Consider the following 19400-nt stretch of genomic DNA (forward strand, 5'->3'; position numbering starts at 1 on the left):
GCTTGTTGAAAGATTCTGGTCTTGGCTTCATTGGCAACGTCGTCTCGTCGTTCGCTGGGAATACTACATGACGAACTTTCTCGGCTTCGTGCAGCTAGCATCCATTTGCATCCTGCTCAAGCGATTTTGAGATAGGTTCTAATAAAAAGCTGATGACAATAATGATAGCTATCGTTGTTGTCGTGTGGGTAATTCCAACTCTTGTAGCGATGATTGATAGAGATTTATTTTTATGGTTCACAACGCCTTCTAAGACCGTTAAACTGCCTTCTTCTTCTCATGGCAGCAAATTCGTATATAGTCATAGCGGTTCCATCCGCTTTACAGCTGAACCTCAATATCCTGTGTACGTATCAATAAGAGAATTAAAAAATGGAATTACATCTACACAGCCGCAGCAGACCGTTGAAGTTATGCATGGTGACCAATACCGCATTCAAGCAGATTTGGAACCAGGAGAGTATGAAATTACTTCTTCACTTAATCCAAAAGAAGTCTGTTGTGGAGATGAAAAGTATTGGGGCGCATATGGTCCCCATATTTATATCAAGAACGATGGAAAGGCAAAAACTGAAGACCATGAAATTACCCACTATATAAAAATGACAGTACTGTCACCATTAAGTAAAAGCATCGTATCGGAGAAACGACCGATATTGCGCTGGGAGCCAGTGCCAGATGCAAATCAATATTCCGTTAGCTGGTCTTGTGACAAACCAAGATGTTTTGGACGCGCCGTTGTTACCACGCCACTATATTCCTTTGAAAAAGACGTTGAGCCGTCAACCCTTTACCGTTGGAACGTCGATGCGTACAATAAGGCAGGAGACAAAATAGCTTATTACTCGGAACCAACATTCCAAACAACCAAGTAATGCAGTCAAAGTTGGACACCGAGAAACACTAACAAGTCGTTCTTCCCCTCGCTTCGCTCGGGAAAGAATCGCGGCGGTAAGTCGCCCGACTGCCATTCGCCCTCGCGAAGCTCGGGCGAAGAACCAGGCAGTCAAAGGTCATATCCGGGTCGAACCAAGACAACCAGCTGAAACGCAAACAGAAAACTGACAAAACGGCCTGAAAAGAGGGCTTAAACTGCTTTTTTTGACGATGGAAAGGGGCAAGTAAGACGAGGAGGGAAATGCCGCGAGCAAATCGACATTACATCCCCGGGTATGTCTGGCACATTACCCATCGTTGCCACAAGAAGGAGTTCCTCCTCAAATTCGCCAAGGACCGTCGGCGTTGGCTGCAGTGGCTCTTTGAAGCGAGGAAGCGCTACGGCTTGAGCGTGCTAAATTATACGGTAACGTCGAACCATATCCATCTGTTGGTGCGCGACAATGGCAATCGAGATGTCATCCCTGCTTCCATACAGCTCATTGCTGGCCGAACGGCTCAGGAGTTCAATCTCCGGAAGGACCGCAGCGGCGCATACTGGGAAGACCGGTATCATGCGACAGGAGTTGAAACGGGCCAGCATCTTGTCCGCTGCCTGGTGTACATGGATTTGAACATGGTTCGCGCCGGCATGGTGAAGCCTCCCTCGGAATGGCCCCATGGCGGATACAACGAGATACAGGCACCGCCGCAGCGATATGCCATTATCGACCGTGATGCACTGAAAGAACTCCTGGGTCTCGAATCCCTGACTGAGCTTGCCTCAGCTCGCCGGGGTTGGATCGATCAAGCGCTCAAAACCGGGGGGCTTCGCCGAGAAGAAAGATGGACACAGAGCATTGCGGTGGGTAGCGAGGCTTTCGTTTTCGCAACGCAGGCGAAGCTCGGGATAAGGGGGCATGGTCGTGAGGTGATTGGCTCGGATGGCTCCTATGAGCTGAGAGAATCGCCCGTGCTTTATACGGTCAATTTAGGCCATGAAAATGAAGTTCTAAGGCCTCAAAACAGCTATTTTTGGAACGATACGGCTTGAAGGTCAGTGACTTAGCGTGGTCCGACCCGGTATGCACCCGGTATGCAAGTACAAAAAACTTCATAGGGTCTACTTAGTTGTCATTTAGCCTTTTCTGCCGACAACTATGGTTGAAATGACATGAAAGTAGACCTGACCCTGAGCCTCGGGATGACACCATGAGAGAGGAAATCCGCCTATGCGAAAGAAAAAACTCATCGTATTTTTTTCCATCCTGCTCGTCATTGCAGCGATTATCCTTGGTTATGTTGCCGTCCTTTACTGGAAAGGGGGCGTCAACAACTATGAACCACCGAAACAGACGTACGCTACGTCCCGAGAACAGGTACAGGCGGAGTTGCAGAACCTTTCAAAAGCCGTCGAGGCCTACTTCGTCGTTAATATGGAATACCCCCGGAAATTAGAACAACTCCAGCCTGCGTTTCTTGATCGTATCGGCAACGATCCCGCGAGCGGTACACCGTACGTGTACACCCTGTCCGAGACCAACGGCGCCGGCCACTATCGCATCAGCGTGCCGAATCCCAAACGCTATAGCGCAAAGGACCTCTATATTGAAGACGGCAAACTTTTTCAAAAATAGATTTGTCAATTATCTCGTCCGTTCTTGCTTGATTACGGCCTTGGCGGCTGTAATCGTACTTTTATCTGGCGCGTCCATGCTCTATTCCCGGGAATCGCTTGACGGTGAGCTTGCGAAAGCACTGAGAAAAACGGTGAAGTGTGAGCGAATAGAGATTAAAACGAACACCGGGGACGATAAAGGCGGGGACCTGAAGTCCTTGTTCATGAAATTCGTATGGATCCCGATAAACGGTGTCCCGGTCGACTACGTCACCGCGCAGTATACCAATCCGAAGATCGATTTCAAGGCATTAAGAAATGCAAACACCGTTAAAATTACTTCTTATTCGGATTTTGCCGTCAAAATATTGGTTTCGGAACAAACGATAAAAAATGAATTCATAAGGACGGCGAGGAGGCTGAACTTTCACTACGACAAATTTCTGATCAAATTCAACCCCCCGTATATTGAATTGGAGTTCAGTGTTCAGGCCAATACGATACCACCGAAAGACAGAAAGCTCGTCGAAAAGTTCATGGTAAACGATCGTTTTGAAGGGTATGCAGCGCTCCGTCTGGAGGTCCGTGACAGCAGGATATTCGTAGTTCCGGCCAAGGTTATCCTGAACCATTTTCTCCTGCCGATGCCTGTGCTCGCGGAACTCCAAAAGAGGGTCAATCCGATATATCAAATTCCCCGCGTGCTGCCTTTTGACTATACTCTTGGAAAAGTCGATTTGTTGAAACAGTATATCTTCCTCAGCAATTGAGTTCCGACCGGTTACCAATGCGCTGTTCAACATTAAAGAACGCAACACGGTCTCATGTTAATGAAGCATTTGAAAGAGTATGTCAGAGCGCTACGGCTATGATGAAGATGAATCGGTGGAACTCGAGCCGCTAATTGAGAAGTGGAACAGATTCTCAAATGATAACTAACGATCGGGTCGAGACCGACGCGCAAAAGAGGCGCGTGACCCGTGTGTTGTGCTGCCCCAAGGCAAAGAAAAGGATAATTTAAAAGCTACTCGATAAAAAACTGAAAAGGAAGGCATAAAGAGCCTAATGAATTCATCGAAACGTATTGACCAGCTGATCGCAAAACTCACAGACTGGCGTGGCAAAACGTTCGCCGGCATCCGCAAGAGCATCCTTGAGGCCGACCGGGAGATCATCGAGGAATGGAAGTGGATGGGAAGCCCAGTGTGGTCTCACGACGGAATAATCGCGGTCGCCAACGCCCACAAAGAGAAGGTGAAGCTTACCTTTGCCCACGGGGCTAGCCTCCCAGATCCTGACAAGCTCTTCAACGCGGGCCTTGAAGGCAACGCGAGACGAGGGATCGATTTTTTCGAGGGCGATAAGATTAATGAGCATGCTCTCAAAAATCTCGTCCGTGCCGCTGCTGATTGCAATCGTGCCAAATTGAAGAAGAAAGCGCCTCCGGGTACTCGAGCGAAAGTACACAAAAGTAAAAAGACATGAAGCTATCGCTTTTTCTCGCTAACGGTCTCGATGACTTGAGGGGTCGACTAGGTTAAAAACTAAAATAAACTAAAAAATCAAAGAAATTAATCTGCACGACAAGGCGGTAGAGCCGGCGTTGTTCTGGCGCCGCTGCGGCTTACCGCCGGGATTAGTCATATTCGTCACTATGTTGAGATCACTCGACGACAAAATGGGAAAATAGGAACCTGGTTCTGGATATTTGCTGTGTCCTTTACGATTTTCATTGCCCTAATTATCTTGCCTGCCTCTGGGTAACATGCGACCTCGCCTTATTAAAAGCATTGACAGTGTGTAGCCCATTGGCTACAATAGAACTATGCTCGAAATCCGCAAAACTGACATCTATGCTAAATGGTTGGACGGCCTGCGCGACATAAAAGCACGTGCACGCGTCTTGGCACGTGTCGAACGCCTGGCTGCCGGTAATCCGGGAGATGTAAAGCCGATTGGCGAAGGCGTCTCGGAAATGCGGATCGACTATGGCCCCGGATATAGAGTGTATTACACAATGCGGGGACGAACATTGATTATTCTATTGGCCGGTGGTGATAAGCGAACTCAGACCACTGATATAAAGACAGCAATGCGTTTGGCGCGCAATTTGTAGGAGGGTATTATGAGCAAGACCAAAGCTAAAACCAAAACGACTCGCTATGACGTTGCAGAGCATCTTCGTAACCCTGAAGAAATGGCCGCTTATCTTGAGGCATGTTTTGAGGAGGCCAACGGCGATGCGGCCTTCATCGCCAAGGCGCTGGGCGACATCGCCCGAGCAAAGGGTATGGCGCAGGTCGCGCGCGATGCAGGTTTGTCCCGCGAGAGTCTTTATAAAGCGCTTTCTGGCGAGCGCAGTCCTGGTTTCGACACCATCCTCAAGGTCATGGATGCTCTCGGCTTGAAACTTCATGCCGAAACGTCTCACGGCTAATCAGGCACACCAACCAGCGGGTCGAGTCCGACGCGCGTTGATCCCCTAATCGAGTTGGCTGAAGGAGAAGCCGATCCTCGAGAAATGACCGCCCGTGTCTATGCTTGAGACATATCTCACCATCCTCGAGGGTCGCGGCTGAACAGCGCCAGAAAAGCGTTCACGGCCCCCACCTTCACCCCGAACCGGCGGGATTGGCGCAGCACAAACCTTTTGACACCCCATCGCGCAACCATTATAATGGCCCATTATGACTGAGAAAATCGGTGTCATCGGCGCTGGCGCGTGGGGCACGGCACTTTCCATGCTGCTGGCGGACAAGGGGCATGAGGTCACCCTCTGGATGTACGAGAAGGACCTTGCCGAGGAGACGCAGCGCACGCGCGAGAACAGGGTCTATCTCCCGGGGTTCACGCTGCCCTCCTCCGTCACCGTTGCCTCGTCCATGGAGACCGCTGCTCGGGACAAATCTCTCATCCTTTCCGTGGCCCCTTCGCACACCGTGCGCGCGGTAACGAAGCAGATGGTCCCTTTCCTCAGGAGCGATACCATCATCGTGAGCGCCTCGAAGGGCATCGAGATCGAGACCCTCATGCCGCTCTCGGAAGTGTTCAGGGACGTGCTGCCAAAAGGGTTCCATAACCGGCTCTGCTTCCTGTCCGGCCCGAGCTTCGCCAGGGAAGTGGCCCAGAAATACCCGACCGCTGTCGCCCTGGCCTGCTACGACCCGGAAACCGGGAAACGGGTCCAGGAGGTCTTCAGCAGCGGCACCTTCCGCGTGTATACCAATCCCGACGTGATCGGCGTGGAGCTGGCCGGTTCGCTCAAGAACGTGGTGGCCATCGCCGCCGGCGTGCTCGAGGGAATGGGCTACGGATACAACACGATGGCGGCCCTGCTCACGCGCGGGCTGGCCGAGATGGCGCGGCTCGGCATTGCCATGGGCGCGAGCCTCCAGACCTTTTCCGGCCTTGCCGGCATGGGCGACCTGGTGCTCACCTGCACGGGAGGCCTCTCCCGGAACCGGACGCTCGGTTCTCGCCTGGGCCGGGGCGAGAAATTGGACAACATCATGAGCGGCCTGAAGACCGTGGCCGAAGGGGTCAAGACCGCCCGGGCTGCCCGCGACCTCGCAAAGAAGCACTCGGTGCCCATGCCGATCGTGGACGAGGTCTATCAGCTCCTGTATGAGGGCAAGGACCCGAAGCAGGCCGTAAAGGACCTGATGAACCGCGAGCTCAAGGGAGAATGATTTCAATGCGGAATGCGACCGTGATCCTGTTCACCGGCCTTTTGCTGATGCCCGCTTCCCTGGGGAACGGTGTTGCTCTTGCCGAGATCAAGGTAATTGATGCCGACTATACCTACGCGCTGGGTGACAACGACAGCAAGGTCAATGCGCGCCGGGTCGCAACACAGGAGGCGCAGCGCAAGGCGCTCGAGCTTGCCGGGACGTACGTGGAGAGCCTCACCGTGGTCAGGAACTACGAGCTCTCGAAAGACGAGGTGAAGGCGTATACCGCGGGCATCGTACAGACGCAGGTCGTCGCCGACGAAACGCGGGGGACCGTGGACCACCTTGAGGTCTACATCAAGGCGCGGTGCGCCATCGATACCGATGCGGTCGCAAAGGCTATCGACCGCTACCGGGAGAACGAGGACCTGAAGGAGCAGCTCACCGCCTCCGCTCAGGAAAGCAATGATCTCAGGAAAGAGCGCGACACGCTCGTGAAACAGCTTGCCGCGGAGAAGGACAGGACGAAGGCCTCAGAGACCCGGAAGAAGCTTGACACGGTCCTTTCCCAGGAGGAAGCCAACAACGACACCAGGACCGTCTGGATCAATATCGGTCCTAAACTCATGGAGGCCGACCAGGGCGGCAGCGTGGTCCCGCAGGCTGACCTCGACAAGTCCTCCGTCATCCTGCAGCAGGCCATTGCCGCGAATCCCCGGAATCAGCAGGCACGCATCCTTCTCGCGTCCATCCAGGAAAGAAATGGGAACTTTGAGGCCGCCGAGCGGGAGCTCCGGGCGGCAATCGAGCTCTCCCCTTCGAACCCGGTTACTCATATGAGACTGGCAGTACTGCTCAGAACGCGCGGCCGGAACGAAGAGGCCTTGAAGGAACTTCATTTTGTGGAGCGGCTCAGGCCGCGCAACCCGATGATGCTTTTCCATACGGGCATGACGCTCACGGATATGAGGCGGTGCGGCCAAGGCGTCCATTATCTCCATCGGTTCCTCAAGGAGCAGCGGTCGCACCAGTTCCCGAAGAAGAGGGAACTCGCCCTGGAGGCGATCAGCGAATGCGGCGATGCGCGGCGCATGCGACGGAACCGGCAGCCCGGGGACGTCAGCTGATCAGCGTTTGATGCGGTCCGGAGCATTCCGGCGCTCCCTTCCCGAACAATGAACAGAATTGACCTCTTGAAACTCCTGCAAAGCGTACGCGACGGCAAAGTCGATGTCGACAGGGCCCTCACGCGCCTCCGCCACCTGCCCTTCGAGGACGTGACCTACGCCCATATCGACCATCACCGTCAACTGCGGCACGGCATGCCCGAGGTCATCTACTGCGAAGGAAAGACGCTCGATCAGGTCGCCGGCATCGCGAAGCGGATGCTCAAGGCGGGGAGCGAGGTCCTCGCAACCCGGGCGTCGGAAAGCATGTACCGGGCGATCAGAAAGCTAGACCGCCGCGCCGAATATCACCCGGCATCGCGCTCGATCGTCGTCAGGGACAAAAAGAAGAAAACGACGCGCGGCGTCATCCTCGTGCTGACCGCGGGAACCTCGGACATCCCCGTTGCGGAGGAGGCGGCGGTGACGGCGGGGATGCTCGGCAGCTCCGTCCGGACCGTGTATGACGTGGGCGTCGCAGGCATCCACCGGGTCCTGAGCAAGCGCGAGGACCTCGACGCTGCCCGCGTGATCGTCGTGGTCGCCGGCATGGACGGCGCCCTGCCCTCCGTGGTGGGAGGGCTCGTGGACAAGCCCGTCATCGCCGTGCCCACGAGCATCGGGTACGGCGCCGGGTTCCAGGGCCTTGCCCCCCTCCTGACCATGCTCAACTCCTGCGCCTCCGGCGTCGCGGTGATGAACATCGACAACGGCTTCGGCGCGGGCGTGCTGGCGCACCGGATAAACCTGCTCGGAGAAACAACATAAAAGCTCTGCCTCTCGCGGAGACGCAAAGGCGCAGAGAAAGCGGGACCAAACAACGGTAAGGCGATCCTTTTCTCATGATATATTCTTTGTTTATTCCTCTGCGGACTCCGCGCCCCCGCGAGAAAACGGGTTTTTGATATGACCTTTGCCTACTTCGACTGCTTTTCCGGCATATCCGGCGACATGGTCCTCGGCGCGGTCGTGGACGCGGGCGTTGCGATCGAGGACCTGCGCGCTGATCTGGAAAAGCTTGACCTTCCGGGCTACGAGATCACCTCGCTCAAGGTGACCCGCGCGGGCATCGCTGCGACCAAGGTGCATGTATGCCTCGATCAGCAGGAGCAGCCCGCCCGTCATCTCGAAGACATCAGGAAGATCATAGAGCGGTCTTCCCTCCCGGCCGCGGTCAAGCGGAAGAGCGTCGCCGTCTTCGAACGCCTCGCCGAAGCGGAGGCCACGGTGCACGGCACCACGCCGGACCGCGTCCATTTCCACGAGGTCGGCGCAGTCGATGCGATCGTGGATATCGTCGGCTCCGTGACCGGGCTCGACCGGCTCGGGATCAGGCGGATCCAGGCATCTGCGGTCAACCTCGGCTCCGGCACGATCGCAACGGTCCATGGCGTCCTTCCGGTGCCCGCGCCCGCCACGGCCGAGCTCTTGAGGGGAGTCCCGGCGTACGGGTCCTCCATCCCTTTCGAGCTCACGACGCCGACGGGCGCGGCCATTCTGAGCACGCTCTGCTCGTCTTTCGGCGCACTGCCGCGAATGAGAATACAGCGCATCGCGCAGGGGGCCGGAGGCAAGGAAGTACCGGGCCAGCCCAACGTGCTCAGGCTGATCATCGGGGAGCCCGCCGCTGCATACGAGGAGGACTCGTCGATCGTGATCGAGACGAACATTGACGACATGAACCCCCAGATCTACGAGCATCTGATCGAGACGCTGATGCGACAGGGCGCGCAGGATGCTTACCTGACCCCGGTCATCATGAAAAAGGGCAGGCCGGCGGTCCTCCTGTCGGTCCTGACGGCCCCGGCCAATGCGGACGGCGTGGTTGACACGATCTTCCGCGAAACCACGAGCATCGGCGTCCGGGTCCAGGAAGTCGGCAGGAGGAAGCTGACCCGCGAGATCGCCGAGGTCGAGACAACGCACGGGAAAGTGCGCTTCAAGATCAGCAGGCAAGGCGATGAGGTCCTGACCGCAACGCCGGAGTACGAGGACTGCCGCAGGATCGCGGAGGAGAAGGATCTTCCGTTGAAGCAGGTGATGGAAGAAGCAAAGAACCAATACGGGAACCGGATTTCTCGCAGAGGCGCAGAGGACGCAGAGAACAGCAATGACAGAAAATGACATTACCGGCGTTGTTGTTGACTGTTGTGTAAAGATACATAAGCTCCTGGGACCGGGACTGCTTGAATCAGTTTATGAGGAGATCCTGTCGCACGACCTCGAGAAAAAGGGGATGAGATGTGAGAGGCAAGTTGGGATCCCGGTCTTATATGATGGGTTAAAAATAGACCTCGGCTTTCGTGCCGATATGATTGTTGAAGATCTGGTAATCATTGAGTTGAAATCAGTAGAAACGATTATTCCCGTGCATAAGAAGCAGCTGTTGACCTATCTGAAAATAACGGGAAAGAAACTCGGACTCCTGATCAACTTTAATGAAGAGCTGATCAGGAACGGGATAACCCGGATTGCCAACGGCTTTTAACAGCAGGAATCTTATATTTCGGTTTTCTCTGCGTCCACTGCGCCTCCGCGAGAGACCGACCTTGATTTATTTATGCCTTTGTATTTTTTAGCGAGAATGAGATGAGAACGATCCGCATATCCATGGCCCAGATCAACCCCACCGTCGGCGACCTCTCCGGCAACCGGGACAAGATCATCGACTCTATCGGCCGGGCACGAAAGCTCGGGGCAGATATCGTTGTTTTCACCGAGCTCGCGGTCACGGGCTATCCTCCGGAAGACCTCCTGTTGAAGCCGCAGTTCGTGAAGGACAACCTGCGCACGCTCGGGGAGATCGCGAAGGCAACGCGCGGCATCACCGCGATCGTGGGGTTCGTGGACGCCAATGATTGCCTCTTCGACGCTGCCGCGGTCCTGCACAACGGCAAGCTGGTCCACGTCTATCACAAGATGCTGCTTCCCAACTACGGCGTCTTCGATGAGTATCGCTATTTCAGGCCCGGCAGGCGGTTCCCGGTCATCGCCGTCCATGGCGTGAACATCGGCGTCAACGTCTGCGAGGACATCTGGTACGCCGACGGGCCGGCCCGGATCCAGGCGCTCGCGGGCGCCGAGGTCATCATCACCATCAATGCCTCGCCCTATCACAAGGGCAAGGGCAGGGAGCGGATCGCGATGCTCGCCGACCGTGCACGGGAAAACGGCGTCTTCGTAGTGTATGCCAATGCCGTGGGAGGCCAGGATGAGCTCGTGTTCGACGGATACAGCCTGATCATAGACCCGAAAGGCAGAACGCTGGCCGCGGGCAAGCAGTTCGAGGAAGACCTGGTCACCCATGATATACGGCTTCCGGGTCCGGCCCGTTCGGGGGCGGACCTCACCAACAGCGCGATCCCGGTCGGGCAGCGCGACTTTATCGATTCCCTGGTCATTTCGTCAAAAGCCCCGGGAAAGAAGAAAGCGCTCCCCCCCGCACGCCGGGCAAAGCCCTTTCCCCTGGTCGAGGAAGTGTACCGCGCGCTCGTGCTCGGCACCCGCGATTATATCGAGAAAACGGGGTTCAGGCAGGTGGTCATCGGCCTTTCGGGCGGCATCGATTCGTCCCTGGTGGCGGCGGTGGCCGTTACGGCCGTGGGCAAAGAGAACGTGCACGGCGTGTTCATGCCGTCCCCGTACAGCTCCCCGGCGAGCCTGAAGGACGCAACGATTCTCGCGCGCAACCTGGGCATCCCGATGCTCACCATCCCGATCCACCAGCCCTTCAGCGCCTATCTCAATACGCTGCGGGGCGCCTTCGCGAGGACAAAGTCCGACACGACCGAGGAGAACCTCCAGGCCAGGACACGAGGCAACATCCTGATGGCGCTCTCGAACAAGTTCGGGTGGCTCGTGCTCACCACCGGCAACAAGAGCGAGATGTCCACGGGCTATGCCACGCTCTACGGGGACATGGCGGGAGGCTTCGCCGTGATCAAGGACGTTCCGAAGACCATGGTCTACGAGATCTGCCGGTTCATCAACCGCTCTGCGGGCGATACGCTCATTCCCCGGAACGTTCTGGTCAAGGCCCCGACAGCCGAACTCAGGCCGAACCAGAAGGACAGCGACTCGCTGCCCGAATATGATGTTCTCGATCCGATCCTGAAGGCCTATGTGGAGGACGACAAGGAATTCGACGAAATGCTCAACATGGGCTTCGACCGGAAAACCGTCGAACGCGTGATCAGGCTGGTGGATTCCAGCGAATACAAGCGCCGCCAGGCGCCTCCCGGGGTCAAGATCACCCCGCGCGGCCTTGGGAAGGACCGCCGGTTCCCGATCACCAATCGGTATAAGAGCTATTAAGGCGGGTTTCTCGCAGAGGCGCAGAGGGCGCAGAGAAAATCAAAGGCTTTAAGTCGAGTGTTAAAACCCAAAGAGATTTTGTCGTTGCTTTCGTTCGGTATTTTCCGTGGGTCAGAGTGAAAACCTGTTTTCAGGTTTCCTCTGCGTTCTCTGCGCCTCCGCGAGAGATAAGGTTTTCAGGCTCTGCAAAAAATCCACATCATGCCAACAGGCACCCTCTACATAGTCGCCACCCCGATCGGCAACCTCGAGGACATCACCCTCCGGGCGATCCGGGTCCTGAAGGAAGTGGACCTCATCGCCGCTGAGGACACGCGTCATACGAGGCATCTCCTCGACCGGCATCACCTTTCGAGCCAGCTCACGAGCTACCATGATCATAACAAGGAGGAAAAGGCGCCCATCCTCGTCGCCCGGCTGCTGGAGGGCAAGAACATCGCCCTCGTATCCGATGCGGGCACGCCGGGCATCTCGGATCCCGGCCACTTCCTGATCAACCTCGCCATCGATCAGAAGGTCCCCGTGGTCCCCATCCCCGGCGCCACGGCCGCCATCGCCGCCCTTTCAATATCCGGCCTGCCCACGGACCGGTTCGTCTTCGAGGGGTTTCTCCCGTCCAAGCAGGCGGCGCGCAGAAAACGGCTCCAGGAGCTCGCAGCGGAACCGCGGACGATCATCTTCTACGAGGCCCCGCACAAGATCGTCAGGACTGTCGAAGACATGCTCGAAGCGTTCGGCGACCGGGGCGCGGTCATGACGCGGGAGTTGACCAAGATCCACGAGGAGACGACCCGGGGAACCCTCAAAGTGATCCTGGAACGGCTGCATACGGGAACCCTCAAGGGGGAGTTCACCGTCATCGTGCGCGGCGCTTCCGCCGAGCCGATGACCGGTGATATCGATGCGGCCCAATACCTCAGGAACCTCATGCTCCACCGGGGCTTGAGCAGGAAGGAAGCGGTCGCCGCGGCAGCGGAGGAACTCGGGCTGCCCAAAAAGGAAGTGTACCGGCACAGCTTGACCCTGGACAGGGGTAGTGGAGAAAAAGAGAATTCGGAATGAAACGCCCGCCTTTGGGCTATTGCAGCCTGCAGTTCATGGCGGCCGTCAAAGCATGGGACTCGAACATGAAGCAGGACCCGACAACTCAGGCCAGAATAGCCGCGGCGATCCAACAGCTGCTGGCAGGCGATCTCCCGAGGGAGATAAACTGCTCCGGCAGCGAAGGCGATGAGATGAAGCTCTGCGAAAGCATGAACGGCCTCATCAGGGCATTCGCCGAAGCCCGCCCCTATCTCCTGGGGCTTTCCGAGGGACGCTTCGAGGTCGACGCGCCTCCGGGCAACTTCCTCGTCTCGCAGTTCAAGCAGCTCCACGCGAACCTTCGACACCTTGCCCGGCAGATGCAGCGGATAACGCAGGGCGATCTGGATCAAGGGGTCGATTTTCTGGGCGAGCTCTCTACGTCCTTCAATGCCATGACCGCTTCGCTGAGGCGGAAACAAACGACCGAAGAGGCCCTGCCTGAGAGCGAGAGCACGTTTCGCTCGCTTTTCGAAACGATGACCGAAGGGGTCGCGCTGCATGAGATGGTCTTTGACGGTCACGGCGCAGCAGTGGATTACCGGATCATTGCGGTCAATCCGGCCTTTGAAACGCACACCGGTCTATCCGCCGCGATGGCAGGCGGCGCTCTCGGCAGTTCCCTGTACGGCACCCTGCCTCCCTACCTTGATGAATATGCCGAGGTCGTCAGGACAGGACAGCCCCACGCCTTCGAAACCTATTTCTCCCCCCTCCGGAAGCACTTCCACATCAAGGTCTTTTCTCATAGTAAGGGAAAGTTCGTGACCGTATTCGAAGACATCACCGAACGGAAAAAAAGGGAGGAGGAACGGCTGAAAGGCCGCATGCTCGAATCGATCGGTTATCTCGCCGGCGGCATTGCCCACGATTACAACAATCTCTTGACAGTCATCCTCGGAAACATCAGCCTGGCCAAATTGCGGCTGCGGCCGGACGACAAGGCCTATCGCCAGCTGGACGATGCGGAAAAGATCTGCGAAATAGCGAGTAATCTCAGCAATCGTCTGATCACCTTTGCCACGGGCGGAGATTCCTTCCGGGAGGTAATGCCCCTGTCGGGCGTGATCACCGATGCGATCGACAGCGTAATGAAGGGCTCCAGCATCCGGCTTGATGTCTACCTGCCCGAGAACCTCTATGACGTTGCCGTCGATGAGGGGCAAATGCGGCAGGCTGTCGCCAATCTGGTCAGCAATGCAAAAGAAGCAATGCCGCGGGGGGGTACGCTCACGGTCCGGGGATTCAATCTCGGCGTTTCGGCGCGGGACAGTGTTCCCCTGCGGGAAGGCAGGTACCTGCTGATATCGTTCCGTGATACGGGACCCGGGATCCCCGAGGACGATCTGGTGAAGATCTTCGACCCCTATTATTCAACCAAGACCATCTACAGTAATAAGGGCCTCGGCCTGGGCCTCGCGGTCAGCTACTCCGTGATCAAGAAACACGACGGTCTGCTCACCGTCGAGTCCGAGGTCGGCAAGGGAACGACCTTTCACATCTATCTGCCCGCGGCGGACAAGAGCTGATCGCCTGGGAAGACCGTCCTCTGCCGGCGGCTGCGGCTGGATGCTTCGGCTTGCCGGCAGGTCGCGCTGAGCGAGCAACACCCGCTACGCGCCGCTCATCAGGGAAGGAGTCACGCTATGTCGTCGTTTTCTCGCAGCTCCGTCAGGTTTCTTTTCCTGTCACTCGTCCTTCCTGCCCTTGCCATCTTCACTGCTTCAGGACCGGGGTTGGCCCAGGTCCCCCTGCGGCAGTACGATACGACGCTCAAGCAAATGCTTGACGCGATCCAGTCGAAATCGTACGACAAGTTCGTGGCCGACGGCGACGAGAGGTTCAAGGCCGGTTTCACGCCGAAGATGTTCGAGGACCTGGCCCGGCAGCTCGGGCCGAGGCTGCAACAGGGCTATTCTTTAAGATTCCTGACCACGCTGAACCAGCTGGACTATGTGGTCTATGTCTGGAAGATCACGTTTAAGGACGCCAAGGACGACATACTCCTCACCCTGTTCATCAAGGATGGCAGCGTCAGCGGCTTCGTTCCCCGGTGACCGCGGCGGCTGGTCGGCCGGGCTGAAGATATTCTGTGCCGCCCTGGATTTTTTTCTGCACTCATGCCAGGTTCACGCGTTTCTGTAGTGTCTACTTCTTTCTGAAGTCTACAGCGAACGCTCTCGTAACAGGAGTATATATCTCACGCAGTATTTACATAAAGATGGAATACAACCCTTTTCCATTGATAATGAGGAGGATATTATGAGACGTTTCATCGCGATCCTTATCGTTGCAGCATCGCTCGGGTTGTGGCAAGTCTCATCAGGCCAGGCACCTGAGAAGGTCATAACGATTCCGACGCGCCCCGGTATAACGCAACGATTTCTCTACCTCGCACCGGAGCATCCCAAGGCCGCTGTCATCCTGTTTCCCGGCGGGCATGGGGGTCTGGAACTATCGCAAGACGGAGGGATGGCGTGGGGAAAAGGCAACTTCCTGGTGCGGACGCGGCAGCAATTCGCCGAACAGGAACTGGCGGTGGCTGTAGTTGATGCGCCCTCCGATCGTCAACGCCTCGCATTCACAGGCGGTTTCCGTCAAAAGCCCGAACATGTTGCCGACATAAAGGCGGTAATCGCGTGGCTCAAGCAGCAACACAACGTGCCCGTCTGGTTGATCGGCACGAGCAGGGGCACGCAATCCGCCGCATTTATCGCCACACAATTGAGCGTCGCTGAGGGCGGTCCCGACGGCCTGGTCCTGACCTCGACCATCCTGACGGATCACAAGGAACGCGCGGTTCCGGAGATGCCGCTGGAGAAGATCGCTGTTCCCACTCTGGTGGTTCACCACGAGCACGACGGCTGCAATCATTGTCCTTATCGGGACGTTCCGTTTCTTATGAAAAAACTGACGGGAGCTCCGCGAAAGGAATTGATCACGATCACCGGGGGTGAAAGCCGGGGCGACCCGTGCGAGGCTTTTGCGCACCACGGCTATAACGGCCAGGAGAAGGAAGTTGTCAGCAAGATTGCCGGTTGGATCAGGTTTAAGTAACATGGTCGTGATCTGATTGAGTCGAAGAGTATACCGCTTAAAACATGCAGTGCATGGTTCTTCCTGAAACATTGGAGTTTTCATTTTTAGCAACAATCAGCACTTCATTTTGAATTCTTGCTATTGCTCCCTGCTTCTCAATAGATGCTTTCACTTGGAAAATTGATCTAACGCTGAACAGAATCACGGAGACCAAAGGCATATGGCACAACTGCAAAGAAAGAACATTATCCTCTTCAGCATAGTATTAGTCTTAATGCTCGTTTTCATGAGTGCATGCGCCCTCCCGATGCGGAAGCTTACTATCACCCATCATCCGCTTGATAATGTAGCAAATAAAAGACCAAGCAAAATTCTGGTAATGCAGTTTGTTGACAAGAGGAATAAAGATAATCTTGATTTGATCGGCAAGAGGGTCGGTCTACAGGAGGGCGCTAGACTCGAGGTGGTTCTGACGGTATTTTTTGCTGAAGCGCTAAGCGCTGCCGGATACAACGCGGTCATGCAGGATCAACAATCGCCCGGTGTGAACCCGACCAATTACGATGCTGTCGTAACCGGAGAAATTCTAGAGTTCTGGATGGATTTTAATCCGGGGCAAGTCGGGCACAAAGTGGACATTAAGATTCATGCTGTTTCTTCTGCTAACCAGGCCGTTGTGTGGGAAAAACGCATTGAGGCGGCTCAGGAAAATGTCAATTGGGTTGGAGCAAGAGGAGAATATTCAAAAGTTGTTGATCAGGCAGTGACTAAAGCATTGAACCAGGCAGTTCATGCCTTTGCTTCTGATGAATTTTCTATGGCAATTAGAAACAAGGAATAGCTTTCTAACCAATGCTTATTGATAATGCGATGAATAGTTCTGCCTGAAGTCGTTGTGGTTGCTCTTATTTGAAACACTTAAAATGTCAATCTGAATTCGGTGGAATTTCCTCAACTCCGCTATCCCATGCCAAGTTTTATTGGAGGTTGAATGGGTAAGTTATTTAGTGGGTTCTTTGCAATAGCCGCTATTGTGTTAGCTATTGGAATTCTATATGAGTTTCGAGTTTCAAATAGGATGATTGCAACAACCGGAGAGATTAAGAATATTCAATTCAGGCTAGGTTTTGATTCCGATTCAACCAGGCGAAGTGGACGGTCATATATCGTGACCGTAAACTATGACTATTCCGTGAGTGGCAACATTCTTCAAGGACAACGACTGCGATTTGACGGTAACTCATATATCCTTAGAAAGAACGCCGAGGTAGTTGTTGAAAAGTTGAGCCGAAATAATAATGTCACTGTTTGGTATGATCCACTACGACCGAGCCTAGCGATATTATTGAAACCCGAAACGCCGATCAGAGCAATTATTGGATTTATTGTGTGTATACTCTTATCTTTCATGAGCTATCGTTATCTGGATAAAACAATCCTCTACTTATTAGACAAATTTAAAAAATAAGAGTAAACCAGGATGGCAGTCGAATCCTTCCTGAACTTGTGGAGTTTCCAGTCTTTGCAATAACATTAATTTTCAACCGCTATTCTTCACCTCGCTGTTCGTCATATACCTTAAAATACCCCATCGTACCCCATCGTAATTATTGACACCGCCATGAATCAGGCATATTATTCGTGACATAATGTAACAAATATAGTACGGGCATTTTTCTTGCTAAACTCGCCAACGACAAATTTTCCGAAATGACGGGGCGGTTTCCGTCCCATCAAATACTGGTTAGTCCCGGTATGAAATAAGACGATAACAGCAACCATGGACAAACGTACCGAAGATATAATTGCCATGCTGACCAGATTGGGAAGGTACTCTCGTCTGTTCAACTCTATTACGGACCCTATCCCGCAGTCTTTTCTGTTCGAGCTTCTGTTTGCTAACACGCTTGAGACCAACGGTGTGGAGCTAAACTATGAAGTCAATATCCGTCCTAGCACAAAGACCAGCGTCGATTTTGTCCATGACAACAACGATGGCACTCGTCTATGCTTCGAACTGGTCAGCCCCGAGATGAGCGACCAACTCAAGCAGGGATCAGCACCCGTTAAGACTGAAATAGAGGGTGTATCGAAATGGTCAGTTTTACTGGAAAGTGGTCATAAAAACCCCCACTTGAGACCCGAAGCCCAAACAATCAGAATGCAGGAAAAAATACTCGAAAAAGTTGAGAAATTTCCGTAGCCAACGGACGGTATTTTTTCGATCATTGTAGTTGATTGCTCTGCTTTCCATTTCTCACATTTAGATGCTGACGACTATAGAATGGTGCTTTTCGGAAGAACAAAGAATCCCTATTTCCAAGAGTACTGGAATGGCAAACCAGTCATAGGAATATTGAATCCAGACAACAATTATCGCGGTGCTAAGGAATTCAGGGAACGAATAACAGCCGTAGTTTTCATTCCCGAGAAGAATATTCAGCTCCTTGATAGGGCTTTTCTCCTTCTAAATGAATCTCGGGCTGAGACCCATCTTAGGGCACTTTGGTCAAAATTGAAGGACATCCCGGCGTTAAAAAAACTCAAGTATGTTCCTTCGCCTCAATAGACGACGTGAAACCAGTCGATGATTCTAACCTTTCGGCTCGAGAGGGTCGCGAAAACCTCGCCCCTCAGCCGAGCTGTTGGCAAATAGATATTGAGGAGGCGTTGTTATGATGAAAAGGAGCATTTGGTTTTCGCGCTTCGCCAAATGGGCGTCGCGCATTACAGGGCGAACATTCACTTTCGCCATGGCTGTGGGTGTTATCATCGCATGGCTGGCAACAGGCCCTCTTTTTCACTTCAGCGATACATGGCAGCTGATAATTAATACAGCAACAACGATAATTACATTCTTAATGGTGTTCTTGATCCAGAACACCCAAAACCGCGACACAGAAGCTATACAGATAAAACTTGATGAGTTGATCCGATCAACAAACGGCGCACACAACGCACTTCTGGATTTGGAAGAGTTAGAAGAGGAATCATTAGACCAGTTTCGAAGTCAATACGAGGCACTGGCCCGCAAAGCACGAATGGAATTGCATAAAGGAAAGCCTGACATGGGAACTCCGAAAATTTGAACATAACGTCCAACATCGCGCTGCAACCGACGGAGCATACGGCGCACCGCGGCTGAACTTGGTTCGTTCATGTGTAAGATTCAACCAGAAAACAGCACTGCTGTTGATTAATCGTCTATTCCACACTTGTAGGTGAAGCCCGCAATCCGCAATTTGGCAAAGCTTCTATTCAATGAGGTGTACGATGTCCATTGTCTATTTCTCTTCCGCCCGGACGCTCAGATGGGACTACGCGCACAGCGTACCGGGGAAGCTCGATACGCTTCTCGCGAAGATGGACTTACCCGGGCGCTTCACGAAGGACGAATGGGTCGCGATCAAGACCCACTGGGGGTCGCACGGCGCGTTCCGGATCGTCCCCCCGGTCATGCTCCGCAAGGTCGTCGAAGCGGTCCAGGAGGCAGGAGCGAAGCCCTTCGTGACGGACACGGTCAGGATCGTGGGGCTGGACTACCTTGAGGTGGCGAACCAGAACGGCCTGAACCACCTGTCCTGCGGGGCCCCGGTCGTCCTGGCCGACGGGCTCTTTGGCAGGGACAGCATC

Annotated in this window: 22 protein-coding genes; all 22 read left to right on the forward strand. The window is 54.5% G+C overall.

Features of this window, described 5'->3' with window-relative positions:
• Positions 1-161 precede the first annotated feature (161 nt).
• Complete coding sequence (locus tag VL197_02900) at positions 162-875, forward strand: hypothetical protein (protein ID HUJ16916.1); 714 nt, start codon at positions 162-164, stop codon at positions 873-875.
• Between the two features lie 263 nt (positions 876-1138).
• Complete coding sequence (locus tag VL197_02905) at positions 1139-1930, forward strand: transposase (protein ID HUJ16917.1); 792 nt, start codon at positions 1139-1141, stop codon at positions 1928-1930.
• Between the two features lie 178 nt (positions 1931-2108).
• A complete protein-coding gene (locus VL197_02910; protein ID HUJ16918.1) occupies positions 2109-2513 on the forward strand; it encodes a hypothetical protein in 405 nt (134 codons plus the stop codon).
• A 40-nt stretch (positions 2514-2553) separates the two neighbouring features.
• Positions 2554-3264 (forward strand): hypothetical protein, encoded by a 711-nt coding sequence (locus VL197_02915; GenBank protein ID HUJ16919.1) that lies wholly within the window; start codon positions 2554-2556, stop codon positions 3262-3264.
• A 295-nt stretch (positions 3265-3559) separates the two neighbouring features.
• The gene (locus VL197_02920) at positions 3560-3979 is read left to right on the forward strand and encodes a DUF1801 domain-containing protein (GenBank protein ID HUJ16920.1); all 420 of its coding nucleotides are present in this window, start codon (positions 3560-3562) and stop codon (positions 3977-3979) included.
• A gap of 340 nt (positions 3980-4319) precedes the next feature.
• Positions 4320-4610, forward strand: coding sequence for a type II toxin-antitoxin system RelE/ParE family toxin (locus tag VL197_02925; GenBank protein HUJ16921.1), 291 nt, complete (start codon positions 4320-4322; stop codon positions 4608-4610).
• Between the two features lie 9 nt (positions 4611-4619).
• Entirely contained in the window at positions 4620-4931 is a 312-nt protein-coding gene (locus VL197_02930) for an addiction module antidote protein (GenBank protein HUJ16922.1), read from the forward strand.
• A 250-nt stretch (positions 4932-5181) separates the two neighbouring features.
• The gene (locus VL197_02935) at positions 5182-6183 is read left to right on the forward strand and encodes an NAD(P)H-dependent glycerol-3-phosphate dehydrogenase (GenBank protein HUJ16923.1); all 1002 of its coding nucleotides are present in this window, start codon (positions 5182-5184) and stop codon (positions 6181-6183) included.
• A gap of 5 nt (positions 6184-6188) precedes the next feature.
• The gene (locus VL197_02940; GenBank protein HUJ16924.1) at positions 6189-7292 is read left to right on the forward strand and encodes a tetratricopeptide repeat protein; all 1104 of its coding nucleotides are present in this window, start codon (positions 6189-6191) and stop codon (positions 7290-7292) included.
• A 48-nt stretch (positions 7293-7340) separates the two neighbouring features.
• Positions 7341-8099 carry a nickel pincer cofactor biosynthesis protein LarB gene (larB, locus tag VL197_02945; GenBank protein HUJ16925.1) on the forward strand — a complete coding sequence of 253 codons (759 nt, stop codon included), beginning with the start codon at positions 7341-7343 and terminating at the stop codon, positions 8097-8099.
• Between the two features lie 138 nt (positions 8100-8237).
• Positions 8238-9455: a nickel pincer cofactor biosynthesis protein LarC gene (gene larC / locus VL197_02950; GenBank protein ID HUJ16926.1), complete on the forward strand. Its 1218-nt coding sequence runs from the start codon at positions 8238-8240 to the stop codon at positions 9453-9455.
• Complete coding sequence (locus tag VL197_02955) at positions 9442-9819, forward strand: GxxExxY protein (GenBank protein HUJ16927.1); 378 nt, start codon at positions 9442-9444, stop codon at positions 9817-9819. The genes larC and VL197_02955 overlap by 14 nt, the downstream gene beginning before the upstream one ends.
• Positions 9820-9920: 101 nt before the next feature.
• A complete protein-coding gene (locus VL197_02960; GenBank protein HUJ16928.1) occupies positions 9921-11645 on the forward strand; it encodes an NAD+ synthase in 1725 nt (574 codons plus the stop codon).
• A 201-nt stretch (positions 11646-11846) separates the two neighbouring features.
• Positions 11847-12707, forward strand: coding sequence for a 16S rRNA (cytidine(1402)-2'-O)-methyltransferase (gene rsmI, locus VL197_02965; protein HUJ16929.1), 861 nt, complete (start codon positions 11847-11849; stop codon positions 12705-12707).
• Positions 12704-14257, forward strand: coding sequence for an ATP-binding protein (locus VL197_02970; protein HUJ16930.1), 1554 nt, complete (start codon positions 12704-12706; stop codon positions 14255-14257). The genes rsmI and VL197_02970 overlap by 4 nt, the downstream gene beginning before the upstream one ends.
• A 117-nt stretch (positions 14258-14374) precedes the next feature.
• A complete protein-coding gene (locus VL197_02975) occupies positions 14375-14785 on the forward strand; it encodes a hypothetical protein (GenBank protein ID HUJ16931.1) in 411 nt (136 codons plus the stop codon).
• 205 nt (positions 14786-14990) lie between these two features.
• Positions 14991-15785: an alpha/beta hydrolase gene (locus VL197_02980; GenBank protein HUJ16932.1), complete on the forward strand. Its 795-nt coding sequence runs from the start codon at positions 14991-14993 to the stop codon at positions 15783-15785.
• A 202-nt stretch (positions 15786-15987) separates the two neighbouring features.
• On the forward strand, positions 15988-16608 hold the full coding sequence (locus VL197_02985) for a hypothetical protein (protein HUJ16933.1): 621 nt from the start codon (positions 15988-15990) through the stop codon (positions 16606-16608).
• A gap of 939 nt (positions 16609-17547) precedes the next feature.
• A complete protein-coding gene (locus VL197_02990) occupies positions 17548-17970 on the forward strand; it encodes a hypothetical protein (GenBank protein HUJ16934.1) in 423 nt (140 codons plus the stop codon).
• Positions 17971-18051: 81 nt separating this feature from the next.
• On the forward strand, positions 18052-18336 hold the full coding sequence (locus VL197_02995; protein HUJ16935.1) for a hypothetical protein: 285 nt from the start codon (positions 18052-18054) through the stop codon (positions 18334-18336).
• Between the two features lie 109 nt (positions 18337-18445).
• Positions 18446-18856: a low affinity iron permease family protein gene (locus VL197_03000; GenBank protein ID HUJ16936.1), complete on the forward strand. Its 411-nt coding sequence runs from the start codon at positions 18446-18448 to the stop codon at positions 18854-18856.
• 184 nt (positions 18857-19040) lie between these two features.
• A partial coding sequence (locus tag VL197_03005; protein HUJ16937.1) for a DUF362 domain-containing protein occupies positions 19041-19400 on the forward strand: 360 nt, incomplete at its 3' end.

The organism is Nitrospirota bacterium, assembly GCA_035516965.1.
GTDB lineage: Bacteria > Nitrospirota > UBA9217 > UBA9217 > UBA9217 > MHEA01.

Excerpts from the sequence above, each read along its gene's own strand:
- VL197_02920 (HUJ16920.1), top strand. The coding sequence starts at position 3,560 with ATGAATTCATCGAAACGTATTGACCAGCTGATCGCAAAACTCACAGAC.
- VL197_02940 (HUJ16924.1), top strand. The coding sequence starts at position 6,189 with ATGCGGAATGCGACCGTGATCCTGTTCACCGGCCTTTTGCTGATGCCC.
- VL197_03000 (HUJ16936.1), top strand. The coding sequence starts at position 18,446 with ATGAAAAGGAGCATTTGGTTTTCGCGCTTCGCCAAATGGGCGTCGCGC.
- VL197_02905 (HUJ16917.1), top strand. The coding sequence starts at position 1,139 with ATGCCGCGAGCAAATCGACATTACATCCCCGGGTATGTCTGGCACATT.
- VL197_02930 (HUJ16922.1), top strand. The coding sequence starts at position 4,620 with ATGAGCAAGACCAAAGCTAAAACCAAAACGACTCGCTATGACGTTGCA.
- VL197_02900 (HUJ16916.1), top strand. The coding sequence starts at position 162 with ATGATAGCTATCGTTGTTGTCGTGTGGGTAATTCCAACTCTTGTAGCG.
- VL197_02975 (HUJ16931.1), top strand. The coding sequence starts at position 14,375 with ATGTCGTCGTTTTCTCGCAGCTCCGTCAGGTTTCTTTTCCTGTCACTC.
- VL197_02990 (HUJ16934.1), top strand. The coding sequence starts at position 17,548 with ATGGACAAACGTACCGAAGATATAATTGCCATGCTGACCAGATTGGGA.
- VL197_02985 (HUJ16933.1), top strand. The coding sequence starts at position 15,988 with ATGGCACAACTGCAAAGAAAGAACATTATCCTCTTCAGCATAGTATTA.
- larB (HUJ16925.1), top strand. The coding sequence starts at position 7,341 with ATGAACAGAATTGACCTCTTGAAACTCCTGCAAAGCGTACGCGACGGC.
- VL197_02960 (HUJ16928.1), top strand. The coding sequence starts at position 9,921 with ATGAGAACGATCCGCATATCCATGGCCCAGATCAACCCCACCGTCGGC.
- VL197_02970 (HUJ16930.1), top strand. The coding sequence starts at position 12,704 with ATGAAACGCCCGCCTTTGGGCTATTGCAGCCTGCAGTTCATGGCGGCC.
- VL197_02980 (HUJ16932.1), top strand. The coding sequence starts at position 14,991 with ATGAGACGTTTCATCGCGATCCTTATCGTTGCAGCATCGCTCGGGTTG.
- larC (HUJ16926.1), top strand. The coding sequence starts at position 8,238 with ATGACCTTTGCCTACTTCGACTGCTTTTCCGGCATATCCGGCGACATG.
- VL197_02955 (HUJ16927.1), top strand. The coding sequence starts at position 9,442 with ATGACAGAAAATGACATTACCGGCGTTGTTGTTGACTGTTGTGTAAAG.
- rsmI (HUJ16929.1), top strand. The coding sequence starts at position 11,847 with ATGCCAACAGGCACCCTCTACATAGTCGCCACCCCGATCGGCAACCTC.
- VL197_02910 (HUJ16918.1), top strand. The coding sequence starts at position 2,109 with ATGCGAAAGAAAAAACTCATCGTATTTTTTTCCATCCTGCTCGTCATT.
- VL197_02995 (HUJ16935.1), top strand. The coding sequence starts at position 18,052 with ATGGTGCTTTTCGGAAGAACAAAGAATCCCTATTTCCAAGAGTACTGG.
- VL197_02935 (HUJ16923.1), top strand. The coding sequence starts at position 5,182 with ATGACTGAGAAAATCGGTGTCATCGGCGCTGGCGCGTGGGGCACGGCA.
- VL197_02925 (HUJ16921.1), top strand. The coding sequence starts at position 4,320 with ATGCTCGAAATCCGCAAAACTGACATCTATGCTAAATGGTTGGACGGC.